The sequence below is a fragment of the Paenibacillus agaridevorans genome, from assembly GCF_018604145.1.
Taxonomy (GTDB): domain Bacteria; phylum Bacillota; class Bacilli; order Paenibacillales; family Paenibacillaceae; genus Pristimantibacillus; species Pristimantibacillus agaridevorans.
Window position 1 is genome coordinate 1,039,014 of record NZ_CP075889.1, and the last position, 19,754, is coordinate 1,058,767.

Consider the following 19,754-nt stretch of genomic DNA (forward strand, 5'->3'; position numbering starts at 1 on the left):
TCAAAAAAATGATCGCGCTTACCTTCAATATGAAATCGCTTTAAATTCTGATGCGTTTGTATCGTGTGAATTATTTTCACAAAAAAGAAAAAAAGATATTTACTTTTGATTAATCATTATATATTATACATTATATATAATCCTACTTTGAGAGGGGGCTAACGGCTTGAAGATGACGAAGCAAAACATTATGGAAAAACAGAATATAAGCGAAGACCTTGTGCAATTGATCAAGCAGCAAATCATTGAGGGAGAGCTTAATCCAGGAGATCGTATCGTGGAGACGAAGTTTGCCAAAGACCTCGGGATCAGCCAGACGCCCGTGCGCGAGGCGATCAGGCAGTTGTCGGGGGAAGGCGTTGTCGTCATTGTTCCCAATAAAGGGCCGATGGTGCGCGAGCTTAATATGCAGGATGTGTTCGAAATTTATTCGTTAAGGGCGGTTTACGAAGGACTGGCGATTCGCCTGGCCATCCGCAATGCTTCGGATCGGGACATCCAAGAGCTTGAAAGCGTGTACGAAGATATGAAGAGGAAGATGAACGACGATGATGTTCCTTCGTTGCTTGAGGAATCGCTGTACATCCACCAATCGATCATTCGCCTGTCCAAGCATGATCGTCTGATTCGCATGTATAAAACGATCTCGTTTCAGATTGCGCTTGTCAATCGGATTCTCGGAAGGGCCTCGACCAAACAGAAGGAAGTCGAGCAGCACTGGGAGCTGATCGATGCCATGAGAAGGCGCGATCCCGACCATGCTGAAAAGGTCATGCGCGAGCACATTCATCGGTCCTATCAAGAATTCGCGGATATGAAGGAAGTTGACGGTACTTTGTTCGACGAACATTCGTGGTTTTAACCCAGAGGGAGGATCATTTATTATGATGCACAATTCATTGCTCATTGCCGACCGGCTCCTTCGTGCGAATCAGGATGAAATCGCGATAGAGCGGCGAGCTCCTCACCGGTCGATTAGACGTTTGGCCGCAGTCGATAGCGACAGGCCGAACGTAGTCGGGCTTGGCGGCAGTTGGCTAGTTACGCGGGAGGCTTCGTTTACTGGCGCAACGGAGGCTGCCGAGGATTTATCCGATTATCTGGCACGCGCCGGCATTGAAGCGAGCGATCATGCGGAGCAGAGGTTTGTTATTCGCGAAAACGCCAGCATCGGCAAAGGATGCTTTAAAAGAGAGGTTCGGTCCGGTGAAGTTGTTATAGAGGCATCGGAAGCCAAGGGACTTTGGGCAGGCATCGTCTGGACGGAGAGAGAGTTGTCGGCCAGCGGAGTCGCTTGCCTGGAAGCAGGGATCGTCGAACGTTCTCCGCAATGGCAGGTACAGATCAGTCAGGCGCCATACCTCTCCAACTATCTCGTGCCTGATCTTGATGAAGCCTATCTCTCCGACGAAGCCTTCGGATTGCTTGCGCACTATGGAATTAACGGAATGACGTTATACGGCGATTGGCTGTTGTACGTTGAGAGTCGTATCTTTCCCGAACTCAATCATCCGAAGAGCAAAGAAAACCTGGAGAAGCTGCAAGATGCGGCCAGGCGTGCGGCGAAGTACGGCATTTCATTATACTACGTACCTGTCAGCCCGAAGCTGGACGGCAATCATCCCTTATTCCAAAGAGTACCTTCCGCGCGGGGAGCCCGCATCAATCCGGGGCTAGTCCAGAACGGCAAGGAAATATACAATTTATGCTCGTCGGATCCGGATTGTCTGGACTTCCACGGGGAGACGATGGCGAATTTGTTCCGGGAAGTACCCGAATTAGGCGGCTTGATTTTGATCATCGGCGGCGAGTCTTACTATCATTGCTTTATGAGACCCGATTTGAGAGATTTGCCGGAAGAAGCTCGAACGAATTGTCCGAATTGCAGGGACAAACAACCGGAAGATGCAGTAAACGGCCTTCTTCGGGCGACGGCGGATGCCGTGCATGCCGTGAAGCCGGATGCGCCGATAATGGCATGGCCATACAGCGCGTTCGTGTGGTCGAGCGACCCTGCGCAGTTAGCTTTGATCGACGGCATGTCGAGCGGCGTATCCCTTCTCAGCACAATCGAGAAGGACGAATGGGCGGTCAAGGAAGGGTACGACAAAAAAATCTGGGATTATTCCGTCGACTATACAGGTCCTGCCACTACTCTGCTCCAACAAGCGGAAGCCGTTAATGGCAAGCATATCCCGCTGTACATCAAGACGGAAACGGCGATTGGTCTCGAGTGCATCCATATTCCCTATATGCCCGCGCTGGGCCGACTGGAAGAGAAATGGCGGAATACGGCAGCCATGTCGCCGGCCGGAGTGCTTCAATCATGGATGTTTTTCGGAATGTGGGGATCGCGCGCAGAGGAACTGGGGTGGTGGGCATCATGGCGTCCCGAACTGCCGGCAGGAGAAGCGGCAGCCATCATGGCCAAACGGGATTTCGGACCGGCCGCCGAAGCGTTTATAAACGCTTGGAGAGAACTGGATCAGGCCGTCGCGCATTTGCCATATATCCCGATTTATTTTACGGGACCTGAATTTATCGGCCCGGCTCACCCGTTAGCATTCGGGGACTTGCCCGATGAACCCGAGTTGTATGAAGCGCTTCTCTATTACTTGCAAGAGAATGAGGAAACTTTCTCCAACGCTACAAACGAAGTAAAGCATTCGCTTGTATTGACTTCCCTGCCGCATTCGCATATGAAGTTCACCATCAGGCCCCGAAACGGCAGCGAGCCGGCAGACGTCTTGATCCGGGAATACGAAATTGCATGCAGGCATGCGTTGCAAGCTTATCAGGCAGTCGCGTCGGCTCCCGCATCCGAGGATTCGCTGCAAGTCAAGATGGCGGCCGAAGAATGCGCATTAATTGAATATGTGTACAGGACGCTCCTGACGACGCTAAATACTTACAAGTTCCTATTGGCCAAAGAGAGCGGAAACAAAAATCTGATGCTGGAGATCGCGGCAAAGGAAAAAGAAAACGCGGAAGCGGCGGTCCCGCTGCTTGCACGGGCGCCATGGCTGGAGCTGTCGCGCCGTACCGATGGAGAGTTTCCGTCCACGGCTACCATGCTGGAAGCCAAGTTGAGAAGCCTGGCTAATGTGTTGGGCCGTTAATGGAAACGGTCGAAACCGATTTAAGCTTCCCGCACGTCAGCGAGCAAAAGGCGGCGTCGAAAGAGAAGTTTAAATAGATTATATCGATGTAGAGGGGGATCGGAACAGACTTTCGGCGAGAAAGAGGGGTGAAGAAAACAAAACACGATACCAACCGAAAGCAGCAAGCGGAGCAACCTGGAAGGCTGCGCTTGATGAACGAGTTCGATAACACGCGAACAATGGGCAAGAGTTGGGCGGAGATGCCAGCACGAATGCGAATAGCTTGCAGAGCTACCCGGCAAATTGAGTGAATAGGCTGTTAATTCAAAGGAGAGTGACTTTTCTTGAAAAGAAAGTTTACAGGTATTCTCATTGGCGCCATTATCGCCACATTATCGCTAGCAGCATGTGCCAATAACTCGAATGACAAGGCATCTCCGTCCCCATCCCAAACCTCGGACGCGCCGGCTTCCCCGACAGGAAGCACGGGCGGCAAGTATGATCCGCCGATCACGCTTACTACAGTAAACCAATCGCATCCAACCGTCAAGTATGCAGATGGAGATACGGTCGACAACAATCCCTGGACGCGAGAATACGAGGACCGGTATGGCATCAAGATCAAGTCTTTGTGGAGCGTGGATGCTACGCAGTGGGAGCAGAAAACGAATCTCATGATCGCGACAGGCGATATTCCGGACTTCTTCCAGGCTACGCCAGTTCAGTTCAAGCAATTAGCCGAAGCAGATCTGCTTCACGATTTGTCCGCCGCTTATGACAGCGCGCCTGAACGAGTCAAATCCTTGCTTAATGAAGGCGGCAGCGCAGCGCTGGATTCGGCGAAAATTGACGGCAAGCTGCTGGCTATTCCTTTTACCGGAACACCCAAGGAAGGCGCCCAGATGGTATGGATTCGTACCGATTGGCTTAAAAAAGTGAACCTCTCAGAGCCAAAAACGATGGACGATTTGTTGAAGATTTCCGAAGCATTTACTACGCAGGATCCGGACGGCAACAATAAAAACGATACGTTCGGGCTCGCGGTAGACAACGCCTTCTCGACTTTGACGGGCTTCTTCAATGGCTTTCATGCGTATAACAATATCTGGATCAAGGGGCAAGACGGCAAGCTGGCATACAGCAGCATTCAACCTGAGATGAAGACGGCACTCGGCGCCTTGCAGGAAATGTTCAAAAACAAAGAAATTGATCCGGAATTCGGCTCCAAGGACTTCTCCAAAGTCATAGAATCGATCGTTAGCGGCAAGATAGGCATGTTTTTTAACAGTCCGTTCTCCGGACTGTATCCGCTGCAGCAGAACATCGACCAGGATCCGAATGCGGAATGGAAAGCGTTTCCCATCGTCTCCAACGATGCGGAGCCTGCCCAGAATCAGGCTGCGCTCGGCACGATCGGCTATTGGGTCGTCAAGAAAGGAACGAAGAATCCCGAGGCTTTATTCTCTATGCTCGATATGTGGACGGAAATCTTCTACGAGAATAAAGATCCGGAAATCAATTCGAAGTTCGTCAACGACGGCAATACCGAGATCTGGCAAATGAACAAAATTGCCGCATATCGCGCGTTTAAAAATACGGACCAGCGCATTAAAGTCATAAAAGCGCTCGATTCCGGAGATACCTCGGATTTAACGGGCGACGACCTGGGCGTTTATGACAAGATCCAAAAGTTCGAAGCGGGCGATCGTTCCCTGTGGGGGTGGAACGCCATCTTCGGCAAGGAAGGCTCGATGGGCGTTACCGATCAATACCGTCAGTCTAATGCCTACCTGTCCGACGAGTTTATTACATCGCCTTTGACCTTGATGTCCGAGAGAAGCGCAGACATGAACAAGATTCAATTGGAAACGTTTACAAAGATTATTTTTAATGCCGCGCCGATCGACGAATTCGACAAGTTCGTCACGGAATGGAAGAAACGCGGGGGCGACGCTGTAACGGAAGAAGTCAATGAATGGTACGCCAATCGGTAACAAAATGGCGCGTCATCCGGTAACAGAGGTTTCCGGCCGCAGTCGGAGAAGAGCGGCTTCGGCCGTCTCTTCCCGACAACGGGAGGAACGGAAGGAAGGTTGAACTCATGAAGCGATCCGCATTATCCAATTGGCCGCTGCATCTGCTGTTGCTCCCGGCTGTGATCCTGCTTCTTGTCTATTGTTATGGTCCAATGTTCGGAATTGTCATCGCGTTTCAGAAGTTTATACCGGCCAAAGGATTTCTTGGCTCGGACTGGATCGGTTTTGATAACTTCCGCTATATTTTGAGTCTTTCGGACATGCGAGAGATTATGTGGAATACGGTGTACATCTCCGTCATGAAAATTATCGCCGGCGTTATCGTTCCGTTGACCGTATCCCTGCTTCTGAACGAAATCCGTCACCGGTTATTCAAGCGCGGCGTGCAGACGCTTATATATTTGCCTCACTTTTTGTCATGGGTTATTTTGGGCGGCATACTGGTCGATATCCTGTCTCCCTCCACCGGGATTGTTAATGCGTTTCTGGGTTTGTTCGGTATCAATCCGGTCTATTTCCTGGGGGAAAACAGCTGGTTTCCTTATGTGCTTGTCATCTCCGACATTTGGAAGGAATTCGGATTCAGCACCATTATTTATTTGGCGGCGTTAACCGGCATTAACCCATCGCTGTATGAAGCCGCGGTGATGGATGGAGCGAGCCGAATAAAGCAAATATGGCATATCACGTTGCCCGGTATCCGTACAATCGTCGTCCTGCTAATGACGCTTAGTCTGGGCAATGTGCTTAACGCCGGTTTTGAGCAGGTATTTAATCTCTATAGTCCGCAAGTATACGACAGCGGCGATATTATCGATACGTACGTGTACCGGATGGGTTTAATCTCCGCTCAATATGGCCCGGCGACCGCAATCGGACTATTTAAGTCGGTCATCTCGCTCGTTCTTATTTCGACAACCTACTATCTGGCCTACAAATTCGCCAAGTATAGAATTTTCTAGGGAGGATTCGGCATGCATTACACTACAAGACCTATGCGGGTGTTCCAATGGTTCAACGCGTTCTTGCTTGGTCTGCTCGCATTGCTGTGCGTACTTCCCATTATTCATATTCTGGCCGTATCCTTCAGTTCAAGCGCCGCAGCCACAGCGGGCCTTGTTCGATTTTGGCCGATAGATTTCAATGTGAAGTCTTATGAATTCGTGCTCAGCTCGGGACTATTTTTGAAGTCGTTGCTTGTTACTCTGGAACGGGTGGGCATCGGCGTTGCCGTCAATATGCTTCTGACGCTTATTACGGCATATCCGCTCTCCAAAGACAGCGAACGTTTCAAGCAACGCACGATATACACCTGGTTCATGTTGGTGACCATTCTGTTTAGCGGCGGAATCGTCCCCTTGTTTATGATTGTCCGGGAAACGGGAATCATGGGTTCGATATGGGCGCTTATTTTGCCGGGAGCGGTGCCCGTATTCAATGTCATTTTGCTGCTTAATTTTTTCCGCAATCTTCCGAAGGAGCTGGAGGAAGCAGCTTTTATCGACGGAGCGGGCCATATGTCCACTTTGTTTCGGATATTCGTACCGCTATCTCTTCCGGCGTTGGCGACCATTGGTCTGCTAACGGTTGTAAACCACTGGAACGCTTGGTTCGACGGACTGATCTTTATGAACTCGCCGGATCGTTACCCGCTGCAAAGCTATCTGCAGACGATTATTATCCAGCGCGATTATTCGAACATGACGGAGCAGGATCTCAAGACGATGCAGCTTATATCCGACCGTACGATCAAGTCGGCGCAGATCTTTCTCGGCGCGTTGCCCATATTGCTTCTCTATCCTTTCCTGCAAAAGTACTTCGTGACCGGCATCACGCTGGGGAGCGTGAAGGAATGACGAACAACGACATAGAGGCGGTTGGCGGAGCGGAGGCTGTAGCTGGTTTTAGGGGAAATCATCCGGTGCTGGAAATACTGGAGGATTTGGTCCGCATTAACAGTGTCAATCCCTACTACGAAGAGGGAGCTCCCGGCGAGTCGGACGTTGCATGTTATGTGGAAGAACGCATGAGGAGAGCAGGAATACCCGTACGTCGGCAGCAGGTATTCGCGGGACGCTGGAATGTAGTCGCCGAGCTGAGCGTCGGCAAGCCGGAACGCGCCCTGCTGTTCGAATCCCATATGGATACCGTTCCGGCCGGTTCGATGGAAAATGCGTTCGAGCCGCAGATTCGGGACGGTCGCCTGTATGGTAGAGGCGCTTGCGACACAAAGGCGACGCTCGCAGGGATGATATGGGCGATGGAATATTGGGCGGCAAGACGAGATTCGTTGCCGCGCGATCTGGTGTTATGCGCGGCTGTAGACGAAGAAGCTGCATTTCGCGGCGTATTGCGATTTCTGGAGGAGGATCGGGAGCATCGATTGGCAGGCGCGGTTGTCGGCGAACCGACCGAACTTCGCGTAGTATCGGCAACAAAAGGCTGCGCACGCTTCGCGGTCGAGACCAGAGGCAAAGCCGCCCACAGCTCGATGCCCGAGGAAGGAGACAACGCCATATACCGGATGTTGGCGGTATTATCCTATATCCGTGATCGGGAGGCGCCGCGGCTTGAGGGGTTAACGCATCCTCTATGCGGTCGGGCATCGATCTCGGTCGGCACCATCGAGAGCGGCGGCCAGATCAATATCGTGCCCGAACGTTGCGAGATTCAAGTCGACCGGCGAATATTGCCCGGCGAGCAGCCGGACGTCGTGCGGGAGCAATTTAAGCAGGCGCTCGGCGCCGAGCTTCCTTCCGACACCGTATTCGAGGTTCGCGAGCTGCTGTCGGATTGGGCGCTTGATACGGACCCGCAGGCCGCGATCGTGAGGGAAGCCCTTCATGTTGCCGGGAAGCTTGGACTCGCCACGGAAGCCGTCGGCGTACCTTACGGCACGGATGCAAGCAAGCTCCAGCAGCTTGGAGGCATACCAAGCATCGTCTTCGGACCCGGTTCGATTGCGCAAGCGCATTCCAAGCACGAATGGGTCGATCTTGAAGAAGTGGTCCAGGCAGCAGCATTTTACGCCACGCTGGCAGGCGTTCAATCCGCCGAATGACAAAAAAGGAGTGAAATCGAACATGCGCAAGCAAATCATCGTCACGGATAAGGCGCCGAAGCCAAGCGGCGCGTACGCGCAAGCCGTGAAGCTGGGGAATATGGTATATGTCTCGGGAACGTGCCCGTTCGATCTGGAGACGGGTTCGGTCCTGGCACCCGGCGATGTGGCCAAGCAGACGGCCATTGTCCTTGATTATATGAAGGAAATCCTTGAGGAAGCAGGCTCTTCGCTGGAACATGTTGTCAAAGTGACGGCCTTCCTGGACGATCTGGACGGATTCAAAGCCTACAACGAAGTTTATTCCGGTTATTTCGAGCACGAACCGCCGGCCAGAAGCACCGTCGAAATCGTCAAGTTCCCGCCTGGCATGACCGTCGAGATCGAGTGCATCGCCTACATGGACGAGGAGGAGACAGGACATTGAAGCTGAGGGAAGGTCTATGGCTGGTTGGCAGCGGACAATTCGGCTTCGAGATGACGCATAGACTGGACTGCAACATCTACCTGATCGGCGACGGCGACGAATATGCGCTGATCGATGCCGGCGCCGGCGTGGATACGGAGCTGCTGTTGAGTTCCATAGCATCGACCGGCGTTCCCGCCTCCCGTATCCGCAAGCTGTTGTTGACTCACGCGCATGCCGATCATGCCGCGGGAGCGGCGGCTCTCCGGCAACGGCTCGATCTTTGGACGATCGCGGCGAAAGATGCCGGACCGTGGATCGAATCCGCCGACATCGACAGAACGAGTATCGGGGCAGCGGTGTTTGCGGGCGTCTACCCTCCGGATTATTTATACCCGCCTTGTCCGATCGACGAAACTGTAAGCGACGGGGATATCATTGAGGTTGGCGCGCTTTCGCTGAAGGTGATAGAGACGCCGGGACATGCCCGGGGACATATCAGCTTTGCTTTGAACGAAGGCGACGGCATGTCCTTGTTCGCGGGAGACGCCATATTTGCGGGCGGCAAAATCGTACTGCAGCAAATTTGGGATTGCGAGATTGACGCTTATGCCCGAACGATAGCCAGGCTTAACGATCTGCGAATCAAACGATTGTACCCGGGCCACGGTCCATTTCTGTTATCGGCGGCTGACCGGCATATCGCCAAAGCATACGACTGCTTCGAGAAGCTCGAGCTTCCCCCGAATTTATAATCCAGAATGAAATGCTAGGAGCGAGAGCAGATGGAATCATTAATAAGCAAACAAATGTTCGAAAATATCGGCGATCGTGTGTGGTTCTACAACGGGGCGGAATCGCCGCCTCTCAAAGGGAGCGTTGACGCAATCAGGCGCTATATGGAGCACCGAAGCTACGGTCCGGGCGGCAGAAGCTCGAATGCGGAGGTTGAGGATTCTTGCAAGTCGAATCTGGCGAAGATGCTTGGAGGCCAGCCCAATCAAATCGCGCTGCTGTCCAATTCGTCCGATGTCATCTCCATGATTGCAGGAGCTTTAGGTCTCAAGGCCGGCGACAACGTAGTTGTCAACAAGCTGGAGTTTCCTTCCGGCATTTTGCCTTGGCTGGTGCTTCGGGAGGCGGGCGTCGAGGTGAGGTTCGTAGATCATGTCAATTGGCGCGTGTCGCCGGAGGACATTCTGTCGCGCGTTGACGCAAGGACGCGAATTGTCGTCTCCAGCCATGTCAGCTATCTCTCGGGGGCGAAGCTGGACTATAAGGAACTGTATCGCGCGCTCAAACAGACGGATACGCTGCTGATGCTCGATGCGACCCAGTCGCTCGGCATTACGGCTGTCGATATCAATGAGACGGACTTTGTGGTCTGCAGCTCCTATAAGTGGCTGCTTGGCATACACGGTCTGGGCATTCTCGGCATTAATCCGGCACGGACGAGCGATTTTATGCCAAGAGCGGTCGGCTGGAGAGGCGTGACGGACATGTTCAGCCCCCTTCGCGACGGAAGCTATCGCTTCCAGCCGGATGCCAGACGATTCGAGACGGGATATCCGAGTTATCCTTGCGTATATGCGCTTGACTACTCGACCCGGCTGCTGCTTGACACGGGCATCCCGCTTATCGAAGATCATGTGCTCGGTCTTGGCACCGAGCTGATAAGCAAGCTGGAAGCGGCAGGCTACGAACTGATGACGCCGCGGGAACCCGAATTCCGCGCGGGCAATATATGCGTCGTCAGCGACCAGGGGGAGGAGATTTCCGCGGAGCTGGAGCGGCAAGGCATCTATCTGTGGGGCGGGGACGGCCGGTTCAGGGCGTCGGTCCATGCCTTTAACGACAGCGGCGATGTGGAGCGGCTCATAGCCGGCTTGTCGGCGATCCATTCGAAAGGGGAGGCAATCTTATGATGAAAACGGCGGTATGGACGGCCCCCGAGAGTATCGTCATCGAAGATAAACCCATTCCCGAGCCTGGAACGGGAGAAGTGCGGCTGCGGGTAGAAGCGGTAGGAATTTGCGGCTCGGAGCTGGAAGGATATTTGGGCCATAACAGCTTGCGCGTGCCCCCGCTCGTTATGGGGCATGAAGCAAGCGGCGTTGTGGAAGCGGTTGGCCCGGGAGCTGGACGGTATTCTGTCGGCCAGCGCGCGGTTATTAATCCGTTGCTGTTCTGCGGCAGCTGCCGCAGTTGCTTGAGCGGCTTGACGCAGCTTTGCGCCAAGCGGCAGATCATCGGCATTCACAGACCCGGCGCCTTCGCCGAATACGTTGTTGTGCCCGAATCGGCAATCGTGCCGATATCGGACGGATTATCCGCCGAACGCGCCAGTTTGGCCGAACCGCTTGCTTGTTCGCTGCGCGCGGCGAGACGCGCGATGGAAAGGCATCCTTTCGCGGCCGTTGCCGTGCTTGGCGCGGGAGGGATCGGTATCCTGAGCGCGATGGTTGCTCGCATTTTGGGCGCTTCCGACGTTCTTGTCGCCGATACGAACGAGGAGCGGCTCGCGATGGTGCGAGGCCTTGGCTTTAACCTGACTGCGAATCCGAAGACGGAATCGCTCGAAGATGCGGTGCGCCGCCATTTCGCCGAGAAGGGCATCGATGCGGTTATCGATGCCGCCGGATTCCAGCCGACGCGGGAAAGTGCCCTGCGATCCGTTAACCCGGGCGGGACGTTTATGAATATCGGTCTCGGCATCGATGAGACGCGACTGCCAATCAATCACTTGATCCGCAGTGAAATCGCCATTCTCGGTTCCTTCTGCTATACCGCCAGAGACTTTACGGATGCGGTCGATTTGCTTGAGCAGGGCAAGATCACGGAGGAAGGCTGGACCGAGATCTGCCGGCTCGAGGATGCGGACCGGGCGTTTAAGATGCTGGTCGGCGGCAAGGTAAGCAGCGGCAAAATTACGATGAAGCTTAACGAAAAGGGGGGGCTGGCATGAATAAGCTGCGCGTGGGCGTGATCGGTTTGGGCAGCTGGGGGATGTGCCACCTCGAAGCTTTCCGGTGTCTGCCGCAAGTCGAGATTGTCGCCGTATGCGACAATCGTCCAGAGAGACGGGAACTGGCGGAGCAGCGTTTCCCTCAGGCGGCTGTATACGCTTCGTACGAAGAGCTGCTGTCGAGAGACGACTTGGACCTCGTGAGCGTCGTTACCTATGAGAAAGAGCATCTGGCACCGACTCTGGCGGCGCTTGCATCCGGCAAACACGTCATCGTCGAGAAACCCGTCTCCACATTGCCGGAGGAGGCGCGGCGCATGTTCGATGCCGCGCGCGTCGCAGGGAGATATGTGCTGCCGGGACATCTGCTGCGCTTCGATCCAAGGTACGCGGAGATTAAGCGCCGGATAACAGATGGCGGGCTTGGCAAGCCGGTCAGCATGTTCTTTAAGCGATCGCGGGAGCATTCGCTCTTCGAAACCTATAAGCGGACGCATACGGTTTACGAGCTATCGATCCACGACCTGGATTTGGCTATCTGGTATGCGGGAAGCCGCGTCGCTTCCGTTCGTGCGCAAGGATGCTACATTGAAGGGGGCGAGGCGCCGGAGGTGTTGTGGTCGACGCTTGTCTTCGAAAACGGCGCGATAGCGGTTCTCCACAGCAATTGGATGACTCCGGATGCTGCGGGAATAGCGATTGTCGATCAGGTGGAGGTCATCGGAACAGAAGGCGTGGCGCATTTCGAGACGTCGGGATCAGGATTGCAGGTTTGGAACGACGGCGGAAGACGCACGACCGAGTTTGCCATCCATCACGAGTTCAACGGCAAAGTATATGGCGCCCTCCGCGATCAGCTCGGTTATATCGCCGACGGATTGCTCGCGGGCGGACAGGGATTGGACTACCTGTCGTTCGACGATGCGATTCATGGCTCGGAAGTTGCCGCCGCTATCGTCGAAGCTTGCGCGACCGGACGGGAAGTTAGCGTTGCGGGATCGCCATCCGACTCCCAGCATAGGAGGATATAGACCATGACCAACGGGCAAAGCTTGCCGGAGAACGGCAAGGATCATACCGCATCCGCGACGGATGCGGCCGGGACGAAGATATGGAAGGGGGCTCTGATCGGAATCGGGTTTATGGGCCGCGTTCACCTGGCGCAATACCAACGCCTGGAGCGCGAGGGCGCCCCGGTGCGTTTGCAAGCGATCTGCGATATCGATGCCCGCAAGTTCGACAATGTGTTTGTCGAAGGCAACCTGAATGAATCGTTCGAGCGCATCGACTTTTCGCCTTATCGCCTCTACACGGATATAGGCGAGCTGCTGGAGCGCGAGGAGCTTGATTTTGTGGATATCGCGCTGCCGACCGATTTGCATGCCGCAACGGCGATCCGGGCTATGGAGCGCGGTCTGCACGTGCTGTGCGAAAAACCGATGGCGCTAGGCGCGGACGAGGCGTCCGCCATGGCTCAGACGTCGGCGAGAACGGGCACGACGCTGATGGTTGCGCAGGTGCTGAGATTCTGGCCCGCTTACGAGTATTTGAAAAATTGTACGGAGCAGCGCCGTTATGGAGATACGCTGGCAGCGACGTTTTTCCGCGGCGGAGATACTCCTGTCTGGTCGCATGATAACTGGATGCTTCGCGAAGCCCGCAGCGGCGGCAGCCTGCTCGACCAGCACGTGCACGACGTAGATTTGATCAATTGGCTGTACGGACAGCCGGAGAGCGTATCCTGCGTGGGCCGCAATGTGCTGCCGGGCAGCGGGTACGACATCGTCTCGACGCATTATCGTTACGCGGACGGCAAGGTTGTGCTTGCGCAGGATGACTGGACGTTAAAGGGGGCCTTCGGTTTCGAGATGAGCTACAGAGTCAATTTCGAACGGGGCTGCCTCGTTTTCGAGCATGGCGTTCTTACCGATTATCCGGCCGAAGGAGAGGCGATCAAGCCCGAGCTGGATGAGGATGCCGGCTTTTACCGCGAGCTTCGTTATTTCGTCGAAATATTGTCTGCCGGAGACGAGCCCGAGCGCTGCATGCCTGCGGATACTCTCGGCACGATCCGCATTGCCGAGGCGGAGCTTGCCTCCGCCAGAAAACAGGGAGAATGGGTGGCCGTATCAATATGAAGGAGCCCTGGTACCGAAGCAGTTATCGTCGCAACTTGATCGATATGCACATACCGGACGACGACATTCGTTTCATGGCGGATTTTGACGCCGGGCGTTATGTCGAGCTGTTAAAGACGGCTCGCGTCGATACGGCGATGGTGTACGCCTCTTCTTGTCTCGGACTGTGCTATTGGCCGACGCCGCGCGGCAGGATGCATGCCGGCCTCGGCGAGATCGATCTTATCGGAGAGGTCACGGCAGCTTGCCGGGAAGCGGGAATCCGCACGGTGGTCTACATGAATTACTGGAATAAATGGGCCTACGACAACCATCCCGACTGGCGCTTTGTTTCGGCGGACGGCCTGAACACGGCGGAATATTTGTGGGACAGCGGACGCTTTGGCGTCTGCTGCTTCAATACGCCGTATGGCGAGCATCTCCGTTCGCAGATCGAAGCTTTATGCCGTAATTATTCGTTCGACGGGCTGTGGATCGATATGATCCACTGGCCGTATTCTCCCTGCCATTGCGGAGCGTGCAAGGCAAGATATATGGCGGAGACGCAGCGCGAGATTCCGCGCACGGTTGATTGGAGCGACCCGGATTGGGTCGCATGGCAGCGTACGCGCGAGAGCTGGCTGGCCGATTATGCGGGCAGCCTGACGGAGCTCGCCAAGCGGGTTAAACCGGGAGTGACGGTGGGCCAACAGAGCTCATCCTGGTCGGTTGGCTGGCAGAACGGGCTCACCGAAGCTTTCTTTCGACATACGGACTACTGCAGCGGCGATTTCTATGGAGACGCGCTGCTGCAAACCTTCACCTGCAAGGCGCTCGACAATCTGTCGGAGAACCGGCCTTTCGAGTTCATGACGTCTCGTTGTCCCGATCTGACCGAACATACAACGACCAAATCGAAAGCACTGCTTCGCGCCCAAACCTTCTCCGCCATTTTAAACGGAGGCGCATTTTTGTTTATAGATGCGATCGACCCGACAGGCACGCTCGACGAACGCGTATATGAGACGATGGGCGAAATATACGGCGAGCTCGAGGCTTATGAGCCGTATCTGAATCCCGATGCTGAGCCAATCGCCGACGTGGCGCTTTACTTCAATTTCGAGTCGCTGTACGATCCGGCCGACAACGGCAAGTCCGTGCTTGACGGGTCGATGGACAAACCGCTTATGAAGGCGGCGAAAAACGCGGCCCGGACCTTGATGAACGCCAACATTCCGTATACGGTCATCACGCGGCGCAACCTCGGTGAATTGGACCGTTTCGCCGTCGTCGTCTTGTGTGATCTGCCGGTTGCGGATGATGAAGAGATCGAGGCGTTTGCCGCTTATGTTCATGGCGGGGGAGGGCTTTATGCGAGCGGAGCCGGCACGCTGCGCCGCAAGGATGGAACCCTGCGCCCGGACTTCGGACTTGCCGCCGTCTTGGGAGTGTCGGATGAAGGTCAAACGGAGGAATCTATCACCTATATGGCTCCAGCGCCGGCATTCGAACACTGGATGCCCCGAAACGATGCAGCCCATCCCATGATGATTGCAGGACCGCAGCGTTTTGTACGGGTGACGACAGGGGAGATTGCGGCGACTTTGACGCTGGCGTATACGAACCCCAAGGACCCGAGCCGCTTTGCATCGGCTATCAGCAATCCGCCGGGCATCGCTACGGAACGTCCGTCGCTGGTGCTGAACGAATATGGCGCAGGCAGAGCCGCCTATTGCGCCGGAGGACTGGAGCAGATGACCTCCGATGATCATCGGCAGCTGTTTACGCAAGTACTGCGCCGTCTTGCCAACCGGGCATGGACCGCTTCTTCGGACGCCCCGCGGCCAGTCGAAGCCGTCTGGTACCGATGTGGAGACTCTAATAGCCATACACTGCGAGTGCTTAATTATCAGGAATCTCTGCCGAATATCCCGGTCCGCAATATCGAATTCCGATTAAAATGGGAAGAATCGGCGGGGGCGCGAGTCCTTCTATTGCCGGGGGGCGAACGGCTGCCGTCGTCGTATCGGGACGGCGAGCTTGTATTTACGCTGCCGGAACTGGAGACGTTCGCCATGGTGGCGATCGAAGAAGAGAACATGCTTAAGGAGGAATCGGCACCATGAATATCGGTGTAATTAATCAAATTCGCAATGGAGGCGATTGCTTCCGCCATGTAAAGGAATTCGGGCTTGACGTGTGCCAGTTGATGAGCTGGAATCCGAACGAAGCGACGCCGGAGCTGGCGAAGAGCGTCATCCGACACGCCGGCGAGGCCGGCGTACGCATCTGCGCGGTATGGGCGGGCGTATCGGGACCAAGCGAGTGGAATTTCACCGGAGGACCGACGACGCTTGGACTTGTTCCGCCGCAATATCGCGACATGCGCGTCAACGAATTGAAGCGTTGGGCCGACTTTGCCGCCATGATCGGCGCGCCTGCCATTATTACGCACTGCGGATTCATTCCGGAAAATATGACCGATCCGGAATATGAGCCGGTCGTTGGCGCGATTCGCGAGGTGGCGGAATATTGCCGGACGCTTGGACTGGAGTTCTGGTTCGAGACGGGTCAAGAGACGCCCGTCGTCCTGCTTCGAACCATTAAGCGGGTAGGGACCGACAATCTGGGCATTAATTTCGATCCGGCGAATCTGGTCTTGTACGGCAAGGGCAACCCGCTTGATGCGCTTGACGTGATCGGCCCCTATGTACGCAATGTGCATGTTAAGGACGGCTTCTATCCAACCGACGGCGAAGCGCTCGGACGCGAGGTTCGCCCGGGCCAGGGCAAAGTGCGATTTCCCGAATTCGTCGCCAAGCTGGCGAGGAGCGGATTCGCAGGCGAATGGATTATTGAACGGGAGATCGAGGGCGAAGAGCAGGAGCGGGACATTCGCCAAACGATCGGCGATCTGAGGGCATGGCATGGTTCGGCCCCATACTTATGAGCCAATCGCAAGTTAACGAAGGCCGATCAACATGAGAAAGAGGGGAAATGCGTCATGAAACTGTTGAATTACAACATCGACGGAGGTCTGAAACTCGGCATATCGACCCACGGGGGCGTGCTGGATGTCGCAGCAGCCGCAGAGGCACTGTTACCTGGAACAACGGTACCGGATACGGCGTTCGAGGTTATTGAGGGCGGTACCCAAACAAGAGCCCTATTGGAATCGCTGTTATCCAAGGCGTCTGCCGAAGATCGTCCCGAATGGTGGCTTAACGAAAAGGAACTGCTCCTTGGACCTTGCGTCGATTCGCCGGGCAAAATCATCTGCGTCGGTCTTAATTATCGGCAGCACGCAATCGAGACGAATATGGACATCCCCGCGCACCCGGTCCTGTTTAACAAATTCGCCAACGCGCTGGCAGGCTGCGGGGAAGATATCCCTATGCCCCCGGACAGCAAGATGATCGATTATGAGGCTGAATTGGCGATTGTGATCGGCAAGCGCGCCAAGAATGTATCCCGCGAGGACGCATTGGCTTACGTTTACGGATATTGTAATGCAAACGATCTTTCGGCAAGGGATTTTCAGCTTCGCACCTCCCAGTGGATGCTCGGCAAGAGCTGCGACAAGTTTGCGCCGCTTGGCCCCTATTTGGTTACGTCCGACGAAGTGGGAGATCCTCAAACATTGACTATCAAGTGCATCGTCAACGGAGAAATCCGCCAATCGTCGAATACGTCGGACATGATTTTCCGTTGCGACGAGATCGTCAGTTATATATCCCGCCACATGACACTTATGCCAGGCGATGTTATATTGACCGGAACGCCCGAGGGCGTCATGATGGGATATCCGGAGGACCGCAGAATCTATCTGCAAGACGGCGACGTGGTCCAGGTGGAGATTGCCAAGCTGGGATCGATAACCAATCGTTTGATTGCGCAAGCCTGACAAGGATTCATTTAAAACAGGCCAATCGAAGTGTTGTGCAAGTCGAAAAGGTACAGTCTCTCGTCTTTCGGAGAGCTGTACCTTTTATCCGAAATGCGGACTATTTGCAACGATTAACGGTCCTTTTGCTAAAGAATAATAGAGTTGCAGGGGGTACACTGGAGAGGCATGTTGGCAATCTAAAAATCATTTATAAACGGGAGAGTGCTGAAAATGAATTTCATGCGGACGGTCAAAGGCTCGATGCTGGACGGTTTCTACCCTGCGGGATGGGACATGGATAAAATCGACAGTTGTTGTTCGAACCCTCCAGAATCGATTGTTGAGCGGCAGCCCTTCTGGAATGAGAAATTTGTGCCGTTTTCTTGTTCCGACGTCGGCGAGCTTGATGTAAAAATGGGGCATGAGATTGCGGTTCAAATTCGCAAGAGCAAGGATCAGGGACGCAAAATCGCTTTTATTTTACCGGTTGGCCCAATGGGGATGTACAAATGGGCGGTCTACTTCCTAAAAGAATGGCAAGTAGATTGCAAGCATGTTTACGGGTTTAATATGGACGAATGGAGCGACGAAGAGGGAAGGACATTGCCGTCCGACAATCGGGGCTCTTTTCAATACGCAATGGAGCAAGCGTTCTACGGACCATTAGGCGAATACACCGTGCCTGAGGATCAGAGACATTTTGCGACTGCCGACATGCTGCCGACTTACGCGGAGAGAATTGCCGCATTAAAGGCGGAAGGCGCTGAGCTCGTCACCGTATTCGGAATTGGCCGAATGATGCATATTGCCTTCTGGGAGCCGCATTTCGGCGGAGAGTTCAGCAATGATGCGGATTGGAGCCAAGCAACGCATAGAATTGCCGCACAGCTCCATCCCCTGACGATAGAACAAAATGCGATAACGAGCTTTAAAAGCCGGACAACGCTGGTGCCATGTCGGGCCAACACGATCGGACCGGGTTTGTTCCTGCAATCCGACTATATCATTGGCGGCTGCGACGGGGCGCTGGGCCGAGGCATGCAATGGCAAGGGTTATCCTTGTGGACAACATTGCGCCATGGTCCGGACCGCTGGCTGCCATCGACATTTATGCCGACTTTACCGGGCAAGCTGTTTTTCTTAAAGGAGCTCGCCGGACCGCTTGAGGCCGATGTGAACTGAAAAAATCGAAGCAGGTCCTTGAACAACCCATAGATGACACGGATTTCAAGGGCCTGCTATACGTACACCATTCGCAATGCGTTAATGTGGTTCTTGGATCACATCTTGGCGATAACCGTTTTCGCATATTCCGATGGGGACATGCCCGTGAATAGCTTGAAATGTCTCGAAAAGGTATGGACGCTGCTGTAATGGAGGAGCTCGGATATTTCTGTGAAATTGTGGCGCTGCTCGCGAATCATTTGTTTGGCTTGATCGATCTTAAGTTTACGATAATGTTTCATGATGCTTTGTCCGGTTTGCGCTTTAAAGATCGTAAGCGCGTGACTCTTGCTTAAGTTAAACGTTTTATAAACTTGTTCAAGCCGAATTTCATCGAACACATGCCGCTCCATATAGTCGCACATTCGCTGTGCCAGCTCGGCTTCGCTTCGTTGTTTTGTCGTTCCCGACAACCGCTGCTCCTGTTTGGTCCGATCGTCATGCTCCCGCAAGCTGATCAGCAACATCTCCAAATAGAGTTTAATCAACTGCTCTGAACCGATCGGCGCATTTGGCCGTCTGTTCAGCGTATGATTTCGCGGATCGTCGAACGGGGGATAAAAAGCGGCAAAGCCGTTTTTAATAATTTGCGCCAGCATTTCCCGCTGACGGGTGTCCAGATTAAAGATTTTATTTTCAAAAAAAGCGATTTCCTTCGAGTGGCATACAAACGAAATAATAATGACGTTTGGCGCTATCTTTCTGTTGGCCCAAACGCCATGAAATTCGTTCGGTTTATGGAAGATGACATCACCCTGCTGCAGGCAGTATCCCTCCATATCGGCAAACACGTCGATCTCGCCCTTGTCTACATACACAAACTCCCAAAAGTCATGTTTCTCTCCTTCGAATTTAAAATTCTTTGAGAATTCGAAATAATGCAGAGATATAATGTCTTTCACTGTAAAAGACTCTTGAAGCCTGGTTCGCACGAAAGGGTCAGTTGCAGCTGACATGG

17 protein-coding genes are annotated in these 19,754 nt (G+C 54.1%); 16 read left to right on the forward strand and 1 reads right to left on the reverse strand.

Annotation, left to right across the window (positions count from 1 at the left end; genetic code table 11):
- Positions 1-172 precede the first annotated feature (172 nt).
- From KJW29_RS04150 to KJW29_RS04225, 16 genes are all read left to right on the forward strand, one after another.
- Positions 173-862: a GntR family transcriptional regulator gene (locus KJW29_RS04150; protein ID WP_246608801.1), complete on the forward strand. Its 690-nt coding sequence runs from the start codon at positions 173-175 to the stop codon at positions 860-862.
- Positions 863-884: 22 nt separating this feature from the next.
- Complete coding sequence (locus KJW29_RS04155) at positions 885-3,119, forward strand: hypothetical protein (RefSeq protein ID WP_214628847.1); 2,235 nt, start codon at positions 885-887, stop codon at positions 3,117-3,119.
- Positions 3,120-3,445: 326 nt separating this feature from the next.
- Entirely contained in the window at positions 3,446-5,095 is a 1,650-nt protein-coding gene (locus KJW29_RS04160; protein WP_214628848.1) for an extracellular solute-binding protein, read from the forward strand.
- 107 nt (positions 5,096-5,202) lie between these two features.
- Positions 5,203-6,099, forward strand: coding sequence for an ABC transporter permease (locus KJW29_RS04165; RefSeq protein WP_214628849.1), 897 nt, complete (start codon positions 5,203-5,205; stop codon positions 6,097-6,099).
- 12 nt (positions 6,100-6,111) lie between these two features.
- Positions 6,112-6,993, forward strand: coding sequence for a carbohydrate ABC transporter permease (locus KJW29_RS04170; RefSeq protein WP_087566394.1), 882 nt, complete (start codon positions 6,112-6,114; stop codon positions 6,991-6,993).
- On the forward strand, positions 6,990-8,198 hold the full coding sequence (locus KJW29_RS04175; RefSeq protein WP_214628850.1) for a M20 family metallopeptidase: 1,209 nt from the start codon (positions 6,990-6,992) through the stop codon (positions 8,196-8,198). Before KJW29_RS04170 ends, KJW29_RS04175 begins: the two co-directional genes overlap by 4 nt.
- A gap of 22 nt (positions 8,199-8,220) precedes the next feature.
- Positions 8,221-8,625 carry a RidA family protein gene (locus KJW29_RS04180; protein ID WP_087566392.1) on the forward strand — a complete coding sequence of 135 codons (405 nt, stop codon included), beginning with the start codon at positions 8,221-8,223 and terminating at the stop codon, positions 8,623-8,625.
- Positions 8,622-9,359: an MBL fold metallo-hydrolase gene (locus KJW29_RS04185; protein WP_214628851.1), complete on the forward strand. Its 738-nt coding sequence runs from the start codon at positions 8,622-8,624 to the stop codon at positions 9,357-9,359. Before KJW29_RS04180 ends, KJW29_RS04185 begins: the two co-directional genes overlap by 4 nt.
- Before the next feature lie 30 nt (positions 9,360-9,389).
- Positions 9,390-10,529 (forward strand): aminotransferase class V-fold PLP-dependent enzyme, encoded by a 1,140-nt coding sequence (locus tag KJW29_RS04190; protein WP_214628852.1) that lies wholly within the window; start codon positions 9,390-9,392, stop codon positions 10,527-10,529.
- Entirely contained in the window at positions 10,526-11,569 is a 1,044-nt protein-coding gene (locus tag KJW29_RS04195) for a zinc-dependent alcohol dehydrogenase (protein WP_246608573.1), read from the forward strand. The genes KJW29_RS04190 and KJW29_RS04195 overlap by 4 nt, the downstream gene beginning before the upstream one ends.
- Positions 11,566-12,600, forward strand: a complete 1,035-nt coding sequence (locus KJW29_RS04200) for a Gfo/Idh/MocA family protein (RefSeq protein WP_214628853.1) — start codon at positions 11,566-11,568, stop codon at positions 12,598-12,600. Before KJW29_RS04195 ends, KJW29_RS04200 begins: the two co-directional genes overlap by 4 nt.
- 3 nt (positions 12,601-12,603) lie before the next feature.
- Entirely contained in the window at positions 12,604-13,707 is a 1,104-nt protein-coding gene (locus KJW29_RS04205) for a Gfo/Idh/MocA family protein (protein ID WP_246608574.1), read from the forward strand.
- A complete protein-coding gene (locus KJW29_RS04210; protein ID WP_214628854.1) occupies positions 13,704-15,812 on the forward strand; it encodes an alpha-amylase family protein in 2,109 nt (702 codons plus the stop codon). The genes KJW29_RS04205 and KJW29_RS04210 overlap by 4 nt, the downstream gene beginning before the upstream one ends.
- On the forward strand, positions 15,809-16,636 hold the full coding sequence (locus KJW29_RS04215) for a sugar phosphate isomerase/epimerase family protein (RefSeq protein ID WP_214628855.1): 828 nt from the start codon (positions 15,809-15,811) through the stop codon (positions 16,634-16,636). The genes KJW29_RS04210 and KJW29_RS04215 overlap by 4 nt, the downstream gene beginning before the upstream one ends.
- A gap of 54 nt (positions 16,637-16,690) precedes the next feature.
- On the forward strand, positions 16,691-17,590 hold the full coding sequence (locus tag KJW29_RS04220) for a fumarylacetoacetate hydrolase family protein (protein ID WP_214628856.1): 900 nt from the start codon (positions 16,691-16,693) through the stop codon (positions 17,588-17,590).
- 213 nt (positions 17,591-17,803) lie between these two features.
- Positions 17,804-18,754, forward strand: coding sequence for a sugar phosphate isomerase family (locus KJW29_RS04225; RefSeq protein WP_214628857.1), 951 nt, complete (start codon positions 17,804-17,806; stop codon positions 18,752-18,754).
- A gap of 98 nt (positions 18,755-18,852) precedes the next feature.
- On the opposite strand, the gene KJW29_RS04230 is transcribed toward KJW29_RS04225, so the two are convergent.
- A complete protein-coding gene (locus tag KJW29_RS04230; RefSeq protein WP_087566383.1) occupies positions 18,853-19,752 on the reverse strand; it encodes an AraC family transcriptional regulator in 900 nt (299 codons plus the stop codon).
- Positions 19,753-19,754 lie beyond the last annotated feature (2 nt).